Source organism: Embleya scabrispora DSM 41855 (assembly GCF_000372745.1).
Classification (GTDB): Bacteria; Actinomycetota; Actinomycetes; order Streptomycetales; family Streptomycetaceae; genus Embleya; species Embleya scabrispora.
Window position 1 is genome coordinate 1 of record NZ_KB889691.1, and the last position, 18,746, is coordinate 18,746.

The 18,746-nt window shown below is 71.6% G+C and carries 16 protein-coding genes; 4 read left to right on the forward strand and 12 right to left on the reverse strand.

Features of this window, described 5'->3' with window-relative positions; translation table 11 throughout:
- Positions 1–1,436, reverse strand: a 1,436-nt coding sequence (gene dnaK, locus A3IC_RS0135220; RefSeq protein WP_020554785.1) for a molecular chaperone DnaK, incomplete at its 3' end; no start/stop codon positions are given.
- Between the two features lie 823 nt (positions 1,437–2,259).
- On the opposite strand from dnaK, the gene A3IC_RS0135225 reads away from it, so the two are divergent.
- Entirely contained in the window at positions 2,260–3,087 is an 828-nt protein-coding gene (locus tag A3IC_RS0135225) for an inositol monophosphatase family protein (protein WP_020554786.1), read from the forward strand.
- A 74-nt stretch (positions 3,088–3,161) separates the two neighbouring features.
- On the opposite strand, the gene iolD is transcribed toward A3IC_RS0135225, so the two are convergent.
- From iolD to A3IC_RS0135270, 9 genes are all read right to left on the reverse strand, one after another.
- A complete protein-coding gene (gene iolD / locus A3IC_RS0135230) occupies positions 3,162–5,063 on the reverse strand; it encodes a 3D-(3,5/4)-trihydroxycyclohexane-1,2-dione acylhydrolase (decyclizing) (protein ID WP_020554787.1) in 1,902 nt (633 codons plus the stop codon).
- On the reverse strand, positions 5,060–5,962 hold the full coding sequence (gene iolB, locus A3IC_RS0135235) for a 5-deoxy-glucuronate isomerase (protein WP_020554788.1): 903 nt from the start codon (positions 5,960–5,962) through the stop codon (positions 5,060–5,062). Before iolB ends, iolD begins: the two co-directional genes overlap by 4 nt.
- Positions 5,959–6,876, reverse strand: a complete 918-nt coding sequence (locus A3IC_RS0135240) for a Cgl0159 family (beta/alpha)8-fold protein (RefSeq protein WP_020554789.1) — start codon at positions 6,874–6,876, stop codon at positions 5,959–5,961. The genes iolB and A3IC_RS0135240 overlap by 4 nt, the downstream gene beginning before the upstream one ends.
- Positions 6,873–7,892: a 5-dehydro-2-deoxygluconokinase gene (iolC, locus tag A3IC_RS0135245; protein ID WP_020554790.1), complete on the reverse strand. Its 1,020-nt coding sequence runs from the start codon at positions 7,890–7,892 to the stop codon at positions 6,873–6,875. Before iolC ends, A3IC_RS0135240 begins: the two co-directional genes overlap by 4 nt.
- Positions 7,889–8,779 carry an ATP-binding cassette domain-containing protein gene (locus A3IC_RS0135250; RefSeq protein ID WP_020554791.1) on the reverse strand — a complete coding sequence of 297 codons (891 nt, stop codon included), beginning with the start codon at positions 8,777–8,779 and terminating at the stop codon, positions 7,889–7,891. Before A3IC_RS0135250 ends, iolC begins: the two co-directional genes overlap by 4 nt.
- Positions 8,776–9,900: an ABC transporter permease gene (locus tag A3IC_RS0135255; protein WP_020554792.1), complete on the reverse strand. Its 1,125-nt coding sequence runs from the start codon at positions 9,898–9,900 to the stop codon at positions 8,776–8,778. The genes A3IC_RS0135250 and A3IC_RS0135255 overlap by 4 nt, the downstream gene beginning before the upstream one ends.
- The gene (locus tag A3IC_RS0135260) at positions 9,897–10,892 is read right to left on the reverse strand and encodes a sugar ABC transporter substrate-binding protein (RefSeq protein WP_020554793.1); all 996 of its coding nucleotides are present in this window, start codon (positions 10,890–10,892) and stop codon (positions 9,897–9,899) included. Before A3IC_RS0135260 ends, A3IC_RS0135255 begins: the two co-directional genes overlap by 4 nt.
- A 229-nt stretch (positions 10,893–11,121) precedes the next feature.
- Entirely contained in the window at positions 11,122–12,108 is a 987-nt protein-coding gene (locus A3IC_RS0135265; RefSeq protein WP_020554794.1) for a TIM barrel protein, read from the reverse strand.
- Positions 12,108–13,148, reverse strand: coding sequence for a Gfo/Idh/MocA family protein (locus A3IC_RS0135270; RefSeq protein WP_211232326.1), 1,041 nt, complete (start codon positions 13,146–13,148; stop codon positions 12,108–12,110). Before A3IC_RS0135270 ends, A3IC_RS0135265 begins: the two co-directional genes overlap by 1 nt.
- A gap of 602 nt (positions 13,149–13,750) precedes the next feature.
- Here A3IC_RS0135270 and A3IC_RS0135275 point away from each other — a divergent pair.
- Positions 13,751–14,752 (forward strand): LacI family DNA-binding transcriptional regulator, encoded by a 1,002-nt coding sequence (locus A3IC_RS0135275; protein WP_020554796.1) that lies wholly within the window; start codon positions 13,751–13,753, stop codon positions 14,750–14,752.
- A 21-nt stretch (positions 14,753–14,773) separates the two neighbouring features.
- On the opposite strand, the gene A3IC_RS0135280 is transcribed toward A3IC_RS0135275, so the two are convergent.
- Positions 14,774–15,592 (reverse strand): SAM-dependent methyltransferase, encoded by an 819-nt coding sequence (locus A3IC_RS0135280; protein WP_020554797.1) that lies wholly within the window; start codon positions 15,590–15,592, stop codon positions 14,774–14,776.
- Between the two features lie 264 nt (positions 15,593–15,856).
- A complete protein-coding gene (locus A3IC_RS0135285) occupies positions 15,857–16,264 on the reverse strand; it encodes a RidA family protein (protein WP_040877687.1) in 408 nt (135 codons plus the stop codon).
- A gap of 785 nt (positions 16,265–17,049) precedes the next feature.
- On the opposite strand from A3IC_RS0135285, the gene A3IC_RS72705 reads away from it, so the two are divergent.
- Together A3IC_RS72705 and A3IC_RS0135295 are read left to right on the forward strand one after the other, a co-directional pair.
- On the forward strand, positions 17,050–17,727 hold the full coding sequence (locus tag A3IC_RS72705) for a LysM peptidoglycan-binding domain-containing protein (protein WP_020554799.1): 678 nt from the start codon (positions 17,050–17,052) through the stop codon (positions 17,725–17,727).
- A gap of 245 nt (positions 17,728–17,972) precedes the next feature.
- Entirely contained in the window at positions 17,973–18,698 is a 726-nt protein-coding gene (locus A3IC_RS0135295; RefSeq protein ID WP_020554800.1) for an SDR family oxidoreductase, read from the forward strand.
- The last annotated feature ends 48 nt before the right edge of the window (positions 18,699–18,746 follow it).

Genomic DNA, 18,746 nt, shown 5'->3' on the forward strand with positions numbered 1-18,746 from the left:
GTGATGGTCATCGACTGCTCCTTGCCCGTGCCCAGGTCCTTCGCGGACACGTGCACGATGCCGTTGGCGTCGATGTCGAAGGTGACCTCGATCTGCGGCAGCCCGCGCGGGGCCGGCGGCAGGCCGGTCAGCTCGAACATGCCGAGCNNCTTGTTGTAGGCGGCGATCTCGCGCTCGCCCTGGAACACCTGGATCTGCACCGACGGCTGGTTGTCCTCGGCCGTGGTGAAGATCTCCGAACGCTTGGTCGGGATCGTGGTGTTGCGCTCGATCAGCTTGGTCATGATGCCGCCCTTGGTCTCGATACCAAGCGACAGCGGCGTCACGTCCAGCAGCAGGACGTCCTTGACCTCACCCTTGAGCACACCGGCCTGCAGCGCGGCGCCGACGGCGACCACCTCGTCCGGGTTGACGCCCTTGTTCGGCTCCTTGCCATCGGTGAGTTCGCGGACGAGTTCGGTGACGGCCGGCATCCGGGTCGAACCGCCCACCAGCACCACCTGGTCGACATCCGCGATCGAGATGCCGGCGTCCTTGATCGCGGCGTGGAACGGCCCGCGGCAGCGCTCCAGCAGATCGACCGTCAACTGCTGGAACTGGGCGCGGGTGAGCTTTTCGTCCAAGTGCAGCGGGCCCTCCGCCGAAGCGGTGATGTAGGGCAGGTTGATCGAGGTCTCGGTCGCGCTCGACAGTTCCACCTTGGCCTTCTCCGCCGCCTCGCGCAGCCGCTGGAGGGCCATCTTGTCCTTGGACAGGTCCACGCCGTGCGCGTTCTTGAACTGCTTGACCAGGTGGTCCATGACCCGCTGATCCCAGTCGTCGCCGCCCAGATGGGTATCGCCGTGCGTCGCCTTGACCTCCACGACGCCCTCGCCGATCTCCAACAGCGACACGTCGAACGTGCCACCGCCCAGGTCGAACACCAGGATCATCTGATCGCGCACCTTGTCCAGGCCGTATGCCAGCGCCGCCGCCGTGGGCTCGTTGACGATGCGCAGCACCTGGAGTCCGGCGATCTCGCCCGCCTCCTTGGTGGCCTGCCGCTGGGCGTCGTCGAAGTACGCCGGCACCGTGACGACCGCGTCGGTGACCTTCTCGCCCAGGTACGCCTCGGCGTCGCGCTTGAGCTTCTGCAGGACCCGGGCGGCGATCTCCTGCGCCGTGTACCGCTTGCCGTCGATGTCGCCGACGTCGGGAAAGTGCCACGAGTTGTCGCCCATGTGCCGCTTCACCGATCGTGCGGTGCGCTCGACGTTGGTCACCGCCTGGCGCTTGGCCACCTCGCCGACCAGCACCTCACCGTTCTTCGCGAACGCGACCACCGACGGGGTCGTCCGCGCCCCTTCCGCGTTCGCGATGACGGTGGGTTCACCGCCTTCCAGAATCGCGACCACCGAATTGGTCGTGCCCAGATCGATACCGACCGGTCGTGCCATGACGACGCTCCTCGTCGAACGTCGAGCGCATCGGTGGCCGATCCCGCGTCCGCGTCCCGGTACCACCGGCACCGCGACCGCCCCCGAGCCACGGACCCGCCACCGAGCTCTCGTACCTAGCGGCCGTGCGGGTACTACCTCCGGAATATGACCCACATACCCCCATGTCAACCACAACCGTGACAATCACGATCTTCCTCCACCCACGGTGGCCACATCCGCACGGTGAGTTGCCGGCGATGCCCCTCATCCCCGATTCCGCCGCACCGCACCGTCCGGGCCGGCCGCGGATCACCGGGCGTGTTCAGCGGAAGGCGTTTCGGCCAACGAGTGATCACGCCGTCACCATTCGCATGCGCCGGCCGTATGCCCGCGGAGTCGTCGGAGCCGGTCGGTGGTCCGCACGCCGAGCGAAGGGTGGTGGATCGTTCCTCGGATTCGGCTCGGCACAGGGCGCTGGAGACGGTCTGCCGGTGGCTCTCGTGTTCGATCGGTTGTCGGTCCACGACCCACAACTCCCGCGATCACGACGGCGGATGCCCGCGAGCCGACCGCCACCGACCCGGCGTTCGGGCCCGCGGCCAACCTGGTGGTGGACGGCGGCCGGCCTCGACATAATGCAGGGGCAATCTATTGCACGACGGCGACCCGATGCGGGACGCGCCTTCGACCTCGCCGAGCACCACGACGCGGGACCGAAGGCACGCCCCGGGAACGGCTTTCGCGTGGGGCGAAGGCCGCGGGCCGATCGCGTGGGCCGACCCTCGGCTCCCGATCGATCGGGCATCGGTCTCATCGACCGCCGTAGGCAAGGAGCGACACCGTGGTCTTCCCCCTTCCCCGTACGCTCGCGGCCCTGCGCGTTGCCCGAGAGGCCGCCCAGACCATTCGCCGCGCCGGGCGCCCCCGGCGGATCCGGCTCAAGTCCTCCGCTGCGGACCTGGTCACCGCGACCGACCTGCGGGTGGAGAAACTGGTCCGGGCCTGGCTGGGCAGCCATTACCCGCAGGACGCGGTGGTCGGCGAAGAGGGCGGCGGGTTGGCCGAGTTGGATCTGCGCCGGCCGACCTGGTTCGTGGATCCGCTCGACGGCACCACCAACTTCGCCCACGGGCTGCCGCATTACGCGTGCGCGATCGCGTTCTGGGACGGCGAGAAACTCGCGCTGGGCGTGGTCGCCGACGCGACTCGGCGCCGGACCTACTGGGCCGAGGCCGGCCGCGGCGCCTACGAGGGCCGCAAGCGCCTGCACGTGTCCGACACCCGCGCGCTGGGCCGCAGTGTGATCGCCACCGGCTTCCCGCCGTCCCGGGCCACCGATCCGGACAACAACCTGGCCGAGTTCCTGTCCGTGGTCAACGACACCCGCGACGTGCGCCGCCTGGGCTGCGCCGGCATCGATCTGTCCTGGGTGGCGGCCGGTCGCCTGGACGCGTACTGGGAGCAGCGCTGCGGCCCGTGGGACTGGGCGCCCGGCGCGATCCTGGTGCGCGAGGCCGGCGGTCGGGCCACCACCTTCGAGGGGGCCGACTGGAAGCCCGGCGACGGCGAACTGGTGGCTTCCAACGGCGCCATCCACGACCGGCTGCTGCGCTCGTTCGCCCAGGCCAGGGCCGGCGCCGGGCTGCCCTCCCGGCCGATCGCGGCCTGACCGAAGCGTCCTCCCGGCGACACCGCGCGGGCCCGCGGCCGGTCGACGAGCACCGGTCGCGGGCCCGCCGCGCCTCAACCCTTGCGGGCCCGCTCGGCCCGGGCCAGGTCCATGCGCTCGCGCGCCACGGTCACCTCCGGCCGCGCCGACACCTCCGGCACGCCCACCTCCCACCACGCGCCTGCCTCGGTCCAGCGATCGGGCCGGGTACGCACGACCACCACGGCCGGCCCGTGAGCCGCCCGCGCCGCCGCGTACGCCTTCGCCAATGCCTCGACGGTGTCCGCGGTGAACACCTCGGCGCCCAACGCCGCGGCATGCGCGGCGAAGTCGACCCGGTGGTCCGCGGCTGCGCCCGGGCCCCGACAGTCGGTGATCATGTTGTTGAACGGCGCCGCGCCCTGCCCCTCCTGGAGTCGGGCGATCACCGCGTATCCGCCGTTGTCGCAGACCACCGCGACGAACCGGTGTCCGGACAGAACGGCCGAGTACAGCTCGGAGTTGAGCATCAGATAGGAGCCGTCGCCCAGCAGGGTGGTGACCACTCCCGTCGGCCGCGCCATCGCCGCGCCCCACGCGCCCGCGATCTCGTAGCCCATGCAGGAGAACCCGTACTCGACGTCCATCGTCGCCGCGCCGATCGGGCCGCGGGCCCGCCAGCCGCCGACCAGTTCGCCGGGCAGCCCGCCGGCGGCGGTGAGCACGTAGTCGTCGGGCCCGGCGATCGTATTGACCACGCCCACGACCTGCGCGTACGTCGGCGGCGCGGCCGGCTCCCCCACCTCGCGCAGCCGATCGACCACCCCGTCCCAGGCCCGCCGCTCACCTTCGACCCGCGCGGTCCACACCGGGTCCGCTCGCCATTCACCCAGCAGCGGCCCGAGTTCGCGCAGCGCCTCGCGGGCGTCCGCGGTCACCGGTGCGGCGTGCCGCTTGACCGCGTCGAATCGGGCCGCGTTGATCGACACCAGGCGCGCGTCGGCGGCGAACACGCTCCACGACGCGGTGGTGAAGTCCTGGAGGCGGGTGCCGACGGCCAGGATCAGGTCCGCGTCGGCGGCGAGCGCGTTGGCCGAGGCGGAGCCGGTCACCCCGATCGGTCCGGCGTGCAGCGGGTGGTCGTGCGGGAGCAGGGTGCGCCCGGCGACCGTCTCGGCGAACGGGACACCGTGCGCCCGGGCCACCCGCAACACCTCCCCCGCCGCGCCGGAATAGCGCACGCCGCCGCCGACCACCAGCAGCGGCCGCTTCGAGCCGCGCAACAGCGCTGCCGCGTCCGCGAGTTCGTCCAGGTCGGCGCGCGGTCGCAGCGGCCGGTGCAGGCGCGGCGCGAACAGGGCCAGCGGGAAGTCGTACGCCTGGGCCTGGACGTCCTGGGGCAGTGCGAGGGTGACCGGCCCGCAGTCGGCCGGGTCGGTCAGCACCCGGGCCACGTGCGGGAGGGTGGCGATCAGTTGTTCCGGGCGGGTGATCCGGTCCCAGTAGCGGCTGACCGCGCGGAAGGCGTCGTTGACGCTCGCGCTCGGGTCGTGGAAGTGCTCGACCTGTTGCAGCACCGGATCCGGGGCGCGGCTCGCGAAGGTGTCGCCGACCAGCAGGAGCAGCGGCAGCCGGTTGGCGTGCGCGACGCCCGCGGCGGTGACCATGTTCAGCGCGCCGGGCCCGATCGAGGAGGTGGCCGTGAGCACCTGGCGGCGTTGGGTGGCCCGGGCGTAGCCGACGGCGGCCAGTGCCATGCCCTGTTCGTTCTGGCCGCGCCAGACCGGCATCGCCTCGCCGGCCTCGTGCAGCGCGTCGCCCAGGCCGAGCACGTTGCCGTGACCGAAGATGGCGAACACGCCGGGGAACAGTCGTGCTCGCCGGCCGTCGAGGAGTTCGCTCTCCTGGGCCACCAGCCAGCGCACCAGGGCCTGGGCCGTGGTCAGCCGCACGGTGGCACCGGGCGTCGCGGTGGACGCCGGCTTCGGCGTGCTCATCGGGTTCCTCCATCCGGCGTCGGCAGCGGGGTCAGCGGGCACCTGGGGTCGGGTCTCTGATCGGCCCAGCTCTCCCGTACCCAGTGGTGGGCGGGGTCGTCGCAGGCGAGCATCGCCCGCTCGTCGGCGGGGCCGGCCATCACGTTGAGGTAGTAGAGGTGGTGTCCGGGGGTGGCCACGCAGGGGCCGTGGTAGCCGCGCGGGACCAGGAAGACGTCGCCGTCGCGAACGGTCACCGTCTCGTCGATCGTGCCGTCGGTGGTGTAGGTGCGGTGCAGGCCGAAGCCGGTCCGGTCGGGGGTGCGTCCGTCCCGGCCGGCCACCCGGAAGAAGTAGATCTCCTCGTTGACGCTCTCGTGCGCACTGGCCGTGTCGTGCTTGTGCGGCGGGTGGGAGGACCAGTTGCCGTCCGGGGTGAGGATCTCGCAGACGATCAGCTTGTCCGCCTCGAAGGCGTCGGGGGTCATCAGGTTGTTCGCCTGTCGGGTCGCGCGCCCGGCGCCGCGCACCTCGACCGGCACGCCGGCCGCCGGGCCGTACGCCGGGTCCAGCCGCCGGGTCGCCCGCGCCGAGGCGAGCGCGAGCTGACACCCGTGCTCGCTGGACAACCGCAGTTCGGCGTCGCGCGGCACGTACGCGAAGTCCGGCACGGCGGTGAACACACTCTCGCGGCCCGCCAGTTCGAAGCGGCGGCCCTCGGTCTGCACGGTCGCGGACCCGGCCAGCGGGATCACCGCGACCTCGTGGCCCCCGGTCGCCAGATCCCGCCGGCCGCCCGGGGGCAGGTGGATCACCCGCAGGCCGCTGTAGCGCCAGCCGGCGAGTTCGGGGGTGATCAGCAGCGGGTCCTCGGCGCCGGTGGCGGTGCCCCAGGGGTGGAACAGGGTCGGGTCGTTCACGCGATCACCTCGATCGCTCGCGGGTTCGCGGCGCGCAGCACCCGCGCCGCCGCGGCCACCGCGCCGCGCACGTCGCCGTCCGCCGGGTACAGCAGTGCGCGGCCCACCACCAGGCCACGAACGGCCGGTTGGGCCAGGGCCCGCCCCCACGAGGACAGGTCGGCCCGCGGGTCGGCCGAGGGCACGCCGCCCAGTACGACGGTAGGCAGGGTGGTGGCGCCGGCCACCCGGTCCGGCTCGTCGGTCGCGGGCAGCTTGAGCCACGTGTACGCGGAGGTGGTGCCCAGTGCCGAGGCTACGGTCACCGCGCGCACGTTGGCGGCGGTGCCCCGATCGAGGACCAGCCGCCCGGAGGCGTCGCGCCGGTAGGGCAGCGGCTCGATCATCGCCCGGATCCCGTGTTCGGCCAGTTCGCTCACCGCGCGGGCGCAGCCCTCCAGGGTGGGAATCGTGCCCGCGTCCTCGTCGACGATGCGCAGCAGCATCTTGCCGCCGTCGAGCCGGTATCGGCGGATCGCGTCCGCGTCGTAGCCGGTGAAGCGGTCGTCTATCTCCCAGGACGCGCCCGCCAGGCCGCCCCGGTTCATCGAACCGATCACCACCTTGTCCTCCAAGGCGCCCAGGAGCAGCAGTTCCTCGATCACGTCGGGGGTGCCCAGGACCCCGTCCACGTCCGGGTGTTCCAGGGCCTCGACCAGTCGGCCGAGCAGGTCGCGTCGGTCGGCCATGGCGAGCGGGTCGGTGCCCACCCCGAGCGAACCGCGCCCGGGGTGGTCGGCGGCGACCAGGAAGAGGGTGCCGTGCGCGGAGAGCAGACGCGGCCGGCGCCGGCGCTCCGCGTACGCGGCGCGTACCGCGTCGGGGCGGTTCGCCCGGGTCGCCAGCAGGTTGGTCCAGTCGCGGTCGCTGATCACGTTCGGTTCTCCAGCATCGGGTGGTTCATGAGGTTCTCGATTTCCGCATCGGTGGGCATCGCGTCGGCGCACGCGAGTCGGGCGGCGACCAGCGCCCCGGCGGCATTGGCGTATTCGGCGATGCGTACCGGGTCCCAGCCGGCGAGCAGTCCGTGCACGAGGGCCCCGCCGAAGGCGTCGCCGGCGCCGAGTCCGCACACCGGCTCGACGCGGCGGGGGGCGACCGTGGTGCTGCCTTCGGGCGTCGCCACCAGGACGCCTTCACCACCCTTCTTGACCAGGACCAGGCGCACGCCGCGATCGAGCAGTCGGCGCGCCGCCTCGTCCGGATCCGCGGTGCCGACCGCGATCGCGACCTCGGCCCGGTTGCCCACCACGACCGTGGCCTCGTCGACGAGTTCGCCGATGTACCGGGTCGCGGCGGCCGGGTCGGGCCAGAACATCGGGCGGTAGTCGAGGTCGAGCACGGTGTGCGCACGTCGGCCCCGCGTGGCGAGCATCCGCCGGTGGGTGCCGCGTGAGGGCTCGGTGCTCGCCCCGGTGCCGGTCACCCACAACACCGGCACGTCGCGGACCGCTTCCCACGGCACATCCTCGTCGGTGAGCGTGAGGTCGGGGGCCACCGGAAGCCGGTAGAACAGCAGCGGCGGGTCGTCGGGCGGGTCGAGCGCGCAGAAGACCACCGGGGTGAGCAGCCGTTCGTGCGTGGCCACCCAGGTCGGGTCGACGCCGAAGTCGGCCAGGGCGGTGCGTACATACGTGCCGAACGGGTCGGCGCCGACCTTGGTCAGCACCGCGGAGCGGCGGCCCAGCCGGGCGGCGGCCACCGCCACGTTGGTGGCGGTGCCGCCCAGCGACCTGGCGAAGGTCTCGACCCGGTCGAGCGGGACGCCGCTCTGCTGCGGATAGAGATCCACACCGACGCGCCCGACGGTGAGCACGTCGAGGGCCGGCCCCGAGTCCGGGCCGAGGGTGGGTCGAGCACCGTCGGCCCGCTCCGGCACGGGCGCCGTCATGCCTTGGCCTCGGCGTGCAACTCGTGTGCGAGTGCCTCGAGTTCGGCGCCGCCGGCCATCTGTCGGGTGAGTTCGGCCAGGGTGATCTCGGATTTGCCGAAGCAACCCTGGCTGCGGCCTCGGTTGAGCAGCAGGAAGCGGTCGCCCACCGGGTAGGCGTGGTGCGGGTTGTGGGTGATGAACACGACGCCCAGACCCCGGTCGCGGGCCCGCGCGATGTAACGGAGCACGACGCCGGCCTGCTTGACGCCGAGCGCGGCGGTCGGCTCGTCCAGAATCAGCACCTTGGCGCCGAAGTGCACGGCCCGTGCGATCGCCACACACTGGCGCTCGCCGCCGGAGAGTGTGCCCACCGGCTGTTCCACGTCGCGCAGATCGATGCCCATCTCGGACAGGGCCCGGCGCGCGGTGCCGCGCGCCTCGGCGATGTCCAGCCGGGAGAACGGGCCGCGGCCCTTGCGCGGTTCGGAGCCGAGGAAGAAGTTGCGCCACACGCTCATCAGCGGCACCACGGCCAGATCCTGGTAGACCGTGGCGATGCCCCGGTCCAGGGCCTGTCGGGGCGAGGAGAACCGCACCGGCGTGCCCTCGACGAGGTATGCGCCGCTTTCGTTGGTGTGCACGCCCGCCAGGATCTTGATGAAGGTCGACTTGCCCGCGCCGTTGTCGCCCAGGACGCACGTCACCTCGCCGGCGTCGACCGAGGTGGACACGTCGTCGAGGGCGATCACGCTGCCGAACCGTTTGCCGACGCCGCGCAGTTCGAGCAGGTGTGCGCCGGTGCCGGGACCGCTCGCCGGGGCCTTGGTCGCGCCCGTCTCCGCGGCGGCGGCGCTCTCGATGGTGCTCGGTTCCCCGGCCTGCGGCCGAGCTGGTGGATTCGTCATCGACGGGACCTCTCCGCGCGGCGCCGGAAGGAGTTGTTGACCAGGACGGCCGCCAGCAGCATCACGCCGAGGAAGAGCTGGAACCAGTCGCTGTTCCACTTCGCGTAGACGATGCCCTGCCGGGCCATGCCGAAGATCAGCGCGCCCACCGCGGCGCCGATCGCCGAGCCGTAGCCGCCGGTGAGCAGGCAACCGCCGATCACCGCGGCGATGATGTACTGGAACTCCAGGCCGATGCCCTGATTGGCCTGGACCGAGGTGTAGCGCAGGATGTTGATCGACCCGACCAGCCAGCCGGCGCCGGCCGTGGTCATGAACAACACGATCTTGGTCCGGTCCACCGGCACGCCGACGTTGCGCGCGCTGACCGGCGCGCCGCCGACGGCGTAGATCCAGTTGCCGAATCGGGTCCGTGCGAGCAGCCAGGTCGCCAGCGCGGCCAGCACCAGCCACCACAGCACCGAGACCTGGATCTCGGTGCCGGCGATGGCCATGGTCGAGGCGAAGAACCGGCCGGCCGACTCGTAGCCGTCGGTCGAGCGCATCCCGCTGACCTGCACGCTGTTCGTCACATGCCGGGTGACCCCGAGATTGAGGCCCTGGAGTGCCAGGAACGTGCCCAGCGTGATGATGAAGCTGGGCAGTCCGGTACGCACCACGAGCCAGCCGTTGAGCGCGCCGACCGCGAGTGCGAACACCAGCGACACGACGAGTGCGGGCCATACCGACCAACCGGCCCGGGTCGCCAGCATCGCCGTGATCAGCGCGGTCGAGGCGGTCATCACACCGGCGGACAGGTCGAATTCGCCGCCGATCATCAGCAGCGCCACGGCCACCGCCATGATGCCCAGGGTGGCCGAGTCGTCCAGCCAGGTCGCCGCTCCGGAGGCGGTGAAGAAGCCGTCCGCGACTATCGCGAAGAAGCACATGACCAGCACGGCGCCGATCAGCGAGCCCAGTTCCGGGCGGATCAGCAGCCGGTGCGCGAGCCGGGCGGGCGCCACCCGTTCGTCCGGCCCGGGCTCGACGGCAACGGCGCCGGCCGCAGGCGCGGGCGCGGCGCGATCCGCGCCGCCGGCCGCCTCGGTGGGCACCGAGGGCGTCGAGGAACTCGTGCTCATCTGGTCCCCCGCTGCGCGTACTCGGCCACCGCGCCGACGTTGTTCTTGTCGACGAAGCCGGGTCCGGTCAGTACGGGCTTGCCGCCGCCGACCGTGTTGGCGTTGTCCCGGTAGAGCTTGATCATCATCACCGGCAGGTAGCCCTGGAGGTATTGCTGCTGGTCCACCGCGAAGACGATCTTGCCGTTCCTGATCCCGGTGACCACATCCGGATTGAGGTCGAAGGTGGCGATCTGCGCCTTGGAGTTCGCGTCGCCCACGGCGCCCACGGCGACCGCGGCCACCTGCGGGTTGAGCGCGAGCACGGCGTCGATCGAGGAGTCCGACTGGAGCGCGCCACGAATGCGGGCCTGGATGTCGGTGGGGTTGCCGATGTCCACCTGGAGTGTCTGGGTCTGGCCGCCGAAACCGGCCTTGGCGCCGTCGCATCGCTGGTTCAGGCCGATGTTGCCCGCCTCGTGGATGACGCACAACATCTTGGTACGGCCGGCCTGCTTGAGCTTGGCGCCGGCCGCCTCGCCGGCGATCGATTCGTCCTGGCCGACATGCGCGATCGCACCGAACTCGGTGGATTTGGCCTGCCCCGAGTTGATGGTGATCACCGGAATGCCCTTGGCGGTGGCCGCTTTGATCGAATTGGCCAGCGCGTCCGGGTTGGCCATCGAGACCACGATGCCGCCCACACCCTGGGTGACCGCGTTGTCGATCAACCGGGCCTGGCCGGCCGGGTCGCCGTTGCCCTGGTACTGGACGTCCACGCCCAGCTTCTTGCCCGCGTCCTGCGCGCCGTTCTGCACGACGCTCCAGAACGCGTCCCCGGCCGAGCCGTGCGTGATCACGGCCACGGTGTTGTTCCCCTTGGCCGCGGCGGTCGGAGCGCCCTTGGGGGTGTTCTCGGCATCCGGGTCGGAACCGGATGGGCTGCTGCATGCGGCGAGGACGAGCGCGGATACGCCTAGGGCGGCGGCGAATCCCAGGGAACGTCGGGGCATCGAGTACTCCTCGTCAGGACGGTCGGAACGGTCTGGACGAACGGGACGAACGGGTCGGATCGGGAGTCGATCCACAACGGTGCGGATCCCCGTAGACGGGTGGGCGAGGGACGGTGGTACGGGTGAGCGGCGTGCGGCGGTACGGGCTCGCGGCCCGATACCGATGTCGTACCCGGCCGGGCGGCCGGCAAGGGCACCGAACCCACCGGGCGCGCACGGGCGTCGGCGTTCAGATGCCGCGCAGGTGCGCCAGACTGCGGGCGGTGTCGTGGCGGGGCAGGTTCGCGTCGTCCGGGTCGTCGGTCAGCCGGGTGTCCTGTTCCAGCACGTACCAGTCGCGGTAGCCGGCCGCCCGAAGGGTCGCCACTATCTCGGCGACCGGGACGTCGCCCTCGCCGAGCGGGCGGTAGATGCCGCGCCCGACGGCGTCGGCGTAGGTCAGCGCGCCGGATCGCACCAGCGCGGCGGTGTCGGCGTGCACGTCCTTGAGGTGCACGTGCCCGATCCGGTCGGGGTGCCGACGGACCAGGTCCAGCGGGTCGGTCCCGCCGATCAGCAGGTGACCGGTGTCCAGGCACAGCGGCAGGGTGCTGTCGTCGAGGAAACGCTCGACCTCCGTCGAGGTCTCCACGTGCGTGCCCACATGCGGGTGCAGGGTGGTTCGCAGGCCGTATCCCCCGGCGATCCGGGCGACCTCCTCGGCCGCTTCGATCAGGCATCGCCATTGCGCGCCGGAGAGTTCGGGTCGGGCGTCGTAGCCGTCCAGGCCGGTGGCGGCGGCCAGTACGAGCACCTCGCCACCGGCGGCGGCGATCAACGCGGCCGTGCGTTCGGCCGCCGCGGCCGACTGTGCGACCCGGTCCCGCTCGTGCAGCACGAGCGCGGCGAACGAGCCGACCAGGGTCAGGCCGTGCCCCGCCAACACACCCTTGAGCACGGTGGGATCGTCCGGCAGGTAGCCGGGCGGGCCCGATTCGGTGGCGGTCAGGCCGAGCTCGGCCATCTCGCCGAGCACCGTGTCCGTCGGCAGCATCGGGCCCCAACCGGGCACCTCGCACACGCCCCAGGAGATCGGCGCACCGGCGAGCCGCAGGTCCGGCGAGGACGGGACGGCCGATGTCGCGAAAGCGGCCGCGGGCGTCGGGGTGAACGGCGGGTCGGCGGCGGTCGGCGCGGCCGGGGTGCCGGGCGTCGCCCCGGGGACCGGTCCGCTCATCAGGCCACCTCCGTGGCCGGCGCCGCGCTCGCCGCGGCGAGTACGGCCGCGGGCTCGATCGCACGACCCTCGCGGCGCGACCGCTCGCAGGCGTCCGCGAGCACCAGACTGGCCAGCGAGTCGCGGACCGGGGACGGGTTGGCCATCCGCCCGGCGACCACCTCGACGAACACCCGCATCTCGTTGCCGTAGGCGCGGGCGAACCGTTCCGGGAAACCGGGGTAGGCATCGGGGCCGGCCTGCGGGCCGTCCGCCTCCAGCGAGGTCAACGGCGTCCGGGGATCCAGGCCCACCGTGAGCGACTGGGCCGAGCCCAGCACCTCGATCCGGTGGTCGTAACCCGCCGGATCGTGCCGTCCGCCGGTGAGCACCGCGTGTGCCCCGCTCCCGAAGCGCAGCACCACGACCGCGTTGTCCACGTCGTCCGCCTTCGCGAACGCCTCGTCCACCAGCACCGATCCGCTCGCGAACACCTCGACGACCGGTTCGCCGAGCAACCACGGCACCGCGTCCAGGTCGTGGATCAGCAGGTCGCGGAAGATCCCGCCGGACGCGGGCAGGTAGCCGAAGTCCGGCGGCGCGGCGTCCTGGCCGACCGCGCGGACCAGATAGGGCGTACCCATCTCGCCGGCGTCGAGACGGCGCTTCAACTCCGTCACGGCCGGGTCGAATCGGCGTTGGAAGCCGACCAGGACCGGCACGCCGCTCGCCTCCACGTCCGCGATCAGGGCGATCATCCCGGCGATGTCCGAGGCGATCGGCTTCTCGCACAGCGTCGGTACGCCGGCGGCCACGGTCCGCCGCACCATCTGCGGGTGGGTGTCGGTGGGGGTCGCCACCACGACGCCGTCGACCGTGCCGAGCAGGGCCTCCGGGTCGTCGACCGCCTCGGCGCCGAGTTCCTTCGCGAGGGCATCCGCCCGACCCGGTTGCGGGTCGAACAGGACCAGTTCGTCGACCGTCTCCAGGCTCGTGAGATTCCGCGCGTGCATCGCGCCGATCCGCCCCACGCCTGCGACTCCGATACGCATCAGGTTCATGTCTCCAGTGGGCAAGAGGACTACTGGGCTACTGGGTGATTGGGCTACTGGGTGATTGGGTGACGGGCAGGTGGGCAACGAGGCTTCGACGGCCGCCCGTTCGACTGCCGTCGTTCGGAGCGCCTCCGGATTGGAGCGCTCCAATCCGGGAACGCCCCAAGCCTGATACTCGCCATCCGAGCGTGTCAAGGGTCACTCGTAACGTTCGCTTAACGTCGCCGACACACCCGAACCGATGGGCATTACAGCCATTCGTCGGACTGTTCGGGGATCCGCGCCGCTGTGGGTTGGAGCGCTCCATTCGCTGGAGCGCGCCAAGCGTGTAATCTTCGTTCCACGGCCGTCGGCCGTCGGATCGCCGGGGCTCCGGCGTCGCCGGGGGCCGATCGTGCGGCGCGGCGCCGCGGCATCGGGTGGGGTCGGGTGGGGTCGCGGTTGTGCGGGTCGCGGGCTCGCCGGATGGTCGAACGCGTCGAATCGGTGGACGCCGAACCTCGGCGTCGGCAGGTCGTCGATCGCCGGGGCGTCGAGCGTCTCCCCCACGGCCCGACCGTCGGCTCCACGTCGGGACAGGCTCCACACCGGGAGAAAGGTGAGCATCAGTGTCCGGACCCACCCTCGAGGACGTCGCCGCCCGCGCCGGGGTTTCCCGCTCGCTCGTGTCGCTGGTGATGCGCGACTCGCCCAAGGTCAGCGAGGTGCGCCGACAGGCCGTCCTGGCCGCCGCCCGCGAGTTGGGCTACCGCCCCAACCTCAACGCCCGCACCCTGGCCACCGGCAGCAGCAGCACGCTGGGCGTGATGATTTCCGACCTGCACAACCCGTACTTCGCCGAGGTGGTCGACGGCGTCGAGGCCGCCGCGCACGCCTGCGGCATGGACATCATCCTGGGCACCGGCGGACGCCGTCCGGCGCACGAGCGTCGCAGCCTGGAACGCCTGCTCCAGTTCCACCCCGCCGGCCTGGTCCTGCTCGGCCCGGTTGTGGAGACCAGCGCGATCGAGGATGCCGCCGCCCAGGTGCCCACCGTGCTGGTGGCGCGCAGTGTACGGGCGGCCCGGGTGGACACCGTGAACGACGACGGCGCCACCGGATCGGCGCTGGCCGTCGAGCATTTGGCCGCACTCGGCCACCGCGACATCGTGCACGTGGACGGCGGCGCCGGCTCGCAGGCCGCGGTCCGCCGCCGCGGCTACGAACAGGCCATGACCCGCCTGGCGTTGAGCCGGCACCTGTCCGTCGTGCCGAGCGAGTACACCGACACCGGCGGCGCCCGTGCCGCGCGGGCACTGCTGGACCGCGGCACCCTGCCGACGGCCATCGTCGCGGCCAACGACTTCAACGCGGTCGGCATCATCGGCGAACTGTCCGCGTCCGGCGTGCGGGTGCCCGGGGACGTCTCCGTGGTCGGCTACGACAACACCCACCTGGCCGGGCTGCGGCACATCGGGCTGACCACGATCAACCAGCCGCGGGAGGAGATGGGCCGGCTGGCCACCGAAACCCTCCTCCAACGCCTGCGCGGCGAACGCACCAAAGCCGCCCGCCACCTGCTGCATCCGGAACTGGTGATCCGCACCAGCACCGCGCCTCCGAGGAAGTAGGCCACCTGTGGGGCGACCCGACTACGGCTTGCGGGCGATCCCGCCCAGCAACAGCGTGCCGGACACCGGCAGCGGGTCCGGCACCTTATCCTCCGGGCGCCACAACGGCAGGTTCACCAGGCCGGGTTCGACCAGATCCAGGCCGTCGAAGAAGCCCGCGATCTCCTCCCGGGAACGGAACCGTCCGGTGTTGTGCGCGCCGTGCAGCACCTCCTCGATCACCGCGGCCTCGGGCGTGCCATTGGCCCAGAAGTGGGTCAGGAACAGATAACTCCCCGACGGGAGCGCGTCCAGATAGGTCCGGACGATGCCGGCCGGGTCCTCGTCGTCCTCCAGGTGATGCACGATCGCAACCATCAACAGGCCCACCGGCCGGTCGAAGTCGACGAGTTCGCGCACCTCAGGGAGCGCGAGCACCGCCTTCGGGTCGCGCGCGTCGGCGGTGACCACACGGGTCCGCGAGTTCTCCGCCAACAGTGCCCGTCCGTGGGCGAGCACGATCGGGTCGATGTCGACGTAGACCACCGACGCCCCCGGGTCGTGCCGCTGGGCGACCTCGTGCGTGTTCTCCGCCGACGGTAACCCCGAACCCAGGTCGATGAACTGGTCGATCCCCTGCTCGACCAGGAACCGAACCCCCCGCGAGAGAATCGCCCGATTCGCCAACGCGCCGTCCCGCGCCCCGGGCACGGCTTTGATCAACTCCTCGGCCACCGCCCGGTCGACGGCGAAGTTGTCCTTGCCGCCGAGCGCCGCGTCGTAGACGCGCGCGATGCTCGGCACCCGCACGTCCACCCCGCGCTCGACCCACTCCACCCGGTCCTCGCCCCGTTCACGCACAGATCCCCCTCGGTCACCAAGCGGCGTCCCAAATGCCGCGCCGATCCTATCGACGGCAACTCGCAGACATACGGAACTCCTGTGCATGGAAGGGAAATCGGCCGACGCGGCACCCGGTACGACGGCACCGGCCGCCAATCCGTGACGTCCCGGAAAGCGTCCGTGAGCCCGAGAGGTCCGGCAACCACCGTGCATTCCAGGCCACTTCGCACGGCTTGACAGCCGGCACCGCAGGTCCGAAACGCCGTGCCGCGCCCGATGGCCCTACGGCGCGACCAGGGCCATCGCCTCGACCTCCAGGAGGAACTCGGGCCGCGACAGCGCGCGCACCTGTATCGCGACACTGGCCGGTTCGTGCCGAGGGTCGACGAACTCGTCCCAGGCCGCACCGATGCTCGCCAGGTATCCGATGTCGGTGGTGAAGTGGGTGAGTTTCACAACGTCGTCGAACGTCGCCCCCGCCGCCGCCAGGCATCGCCCGAGGTTCGCGAACACCTGCCGCGCCTGGGTGTCCGGGTCCCTCGGGCCGACCGGTTCGCCATGCTCGTCGATCGCCGGCTGCCCGGAGGCCACCACCAGCCGACCGGGACCGGTCACCACTTGACTGTAGCCCTGCGCGGGCACCACACCGACGGGTGAGGACATCCGCACAAGTCGTCGATTCGTCGTCATACGGTGATCCTCGCCCACCCCGAATCCATGGCACCAACGCATGTTGCGCACTGCTCCCATGCCGGCCAGGCATATCCGACGCGACACCCGCCCCGGCGGCCCGCACTCGAACGGCAGCCACCCGGATCACGCCCGAGGGCCCTTGCGGCTCATGGTCTTAATACTATTATCTGCTATTTGCCGACACGAAACCGACGGTCGTCAACCTTCTGGAATCGCCGATCGCGCGCAGAGGGTACCGGCTGCCCGAAAGACTTCCCGGAAAGGCCCGGCCGTCGGCACCAGGAAATCTTCCGGACGCCCTCCGAGGTTTATCGGGGCGCACCCCACATTGTTCGGCCCGCGACAGAATCCGCTCCATCGAAATCCCTGCTCCGGAGCCGGATCGGCAACCTCGAAGGTGAGCGGTCGGCTGCGTCCGGAACTCCTTTGGCCCACCGAAATCACCCGTATAGTCGCCGACCGAACGGCGGCGGGGCAACACATTTACCGGTCCATGGGAAAGCCTGCGCGCCGGCCGCGACACTCGCGAGAAATGCCGCTGTGGCCTGCGGAAACGTAATCGGTCGTTGATATCGACGACACGGGTTGTCTACCGTCTGCGCCAAGTGCAGACCGCACCCCCGGTTTTTCGCCGTGCAGTCACGGACGAACTCGCGACCTCGTCGCGAGGTGGAGGCATCGAAACGCTCGTCACAAGCATCCGGGCGATTCGGATGGCCGGAACGGATTCCTCGCGAATCGCCGCCGGTCGAGCCCCACAGGGGGAATTCCGAAGGGAATCCATGCTTTCTCACAGCACTTCGCACCGTGACGAATCATCCCGAGCCGGCGGCCTGCGCCGCCTGCGCGACTCGGCCGTGGTCGGTGTCGTCGCGACCTCACTCGTGGGCTTCGCCGCCCTGGCCCAGGCCCAGGCCGCGGACGACGCCACCTGGGACCGGGTCGCACGCTGCGAGAGCGGCGGCAACTGGGCTACCGACACCGGCAACGGCTACCACGGAGGACTTCAGTTCAATGAGCGCACGTGGAAGGCTCACGGCGGCAAGGGCCGGGCGCAGGACGCGCCCAAGGCGGAACAGATCCGCGTCGCCGAGAACGTACTGCGATCACAGGGGGCGGGCGCCTGGCCCGTCTGCGGACGCAAGGCCGGCCTGACCGGCGCCGGCCCCGCCCGGCGCGCCGAACGCTCCACGGCCAAACAGCCCGACCGTACCCGGAAGTCCGTCGCGTCCGCCCCGCCCGCCTCCGGCCCCCGGGAGGAGCCCGCATCCTCCACCGAACAGTCCGCGCCGCCCGCGAACACCGACGAGATCGAGGTCCGGCCCGGCGACACCCTGTCCGATATCGCCGCCACGCACCACATCCCGGGCGGCTGGCAGGCCCTCTACGCCAAGAACCTGGCGATGGTGGGCCCCGACCCCGACCTCATCCGCCCCGGCCAACGCCTGTCGCTGCGCTGACCCGGCCGCCGCGAGCGGGGAGGTCGGGACCGGCCCGATCCCCCCGTTGCGCGGCGAGCCCCCGACCTTCCCGGCCGGCTTCGCCGGTCCGGGTGCACCGGTCATGAACAGATTTCATGCCGGCGGTAGAAAACAAGACTTGGACTCATGACGATCTCCGGCGCGAAGGTGGTGACCCGGCCGCAGCGCAGCAGCGCGTTCTCGCGGTCGAACCATCCGATCCCCAGTCGCAAAGGTGTTCCGTCATGTCCGCATCCGCCTCGCTCGCCGACCGCCGCATCGTTGTCGTCGGCGCCGGCTCGCACACCGGCCGCCTCCTCGCCCGCGACGTGTCCGCCGCCGGAGCCCATGTGATCCTGGCCGGCCCCGACCCGCGCAAGCTGGAATGGACCGCCGGCGAACTCGGCGGTCCGGTCGACGTGGTCCCGGTCGACCTCACCGACGAGGACTCGATCGCCGCACTCGCCGCGAAGGTCGGCCGCTTCGACCATCTCGTGTCGACCGCGGCGCGACCCGCCAACGGCCCGCTGGCCGAGTTGGAACTCGCGGCCGTCCAGGACGCGTTCGCGGCCAAGGTGATCGGCCCGCTGCTGCTCGCCAAGCACCTGGCGCCGCAGGTCGAGCCGGACGGCTCGTTCACCTTCTTCTCCGGCGTGGCCGCGTGGCGCCCCGCGCCCGCGCGCACCGTGATGGCCACCACCAACGGCGCCTTGGCGTTCCTGGTCCAGGCCCTGGCGGTGGAGATCGCGCCGGTGCGGGTCAACGCGATCTCGCCCGGCATCGTCGACACCGGTTCGTGGGACGGTCTCGGCGCCGACAAGGACGCGTTCCTGCGCGGCGTCGCACAGCGCAACCCGGCCCGCCGGGTCGGCACGCCCGACGACCTGATCCGAGCGGTGCTGTTCGCCATCGCCAACCCGTACGTCACCGGCACCGTCCTGCACGTCGACGGCGGCGGCCGGCTCGTCTGACCCGGCCACCCGCGAGCCGCCGCCGAGCCGGCGATCGCGCCCGGACCC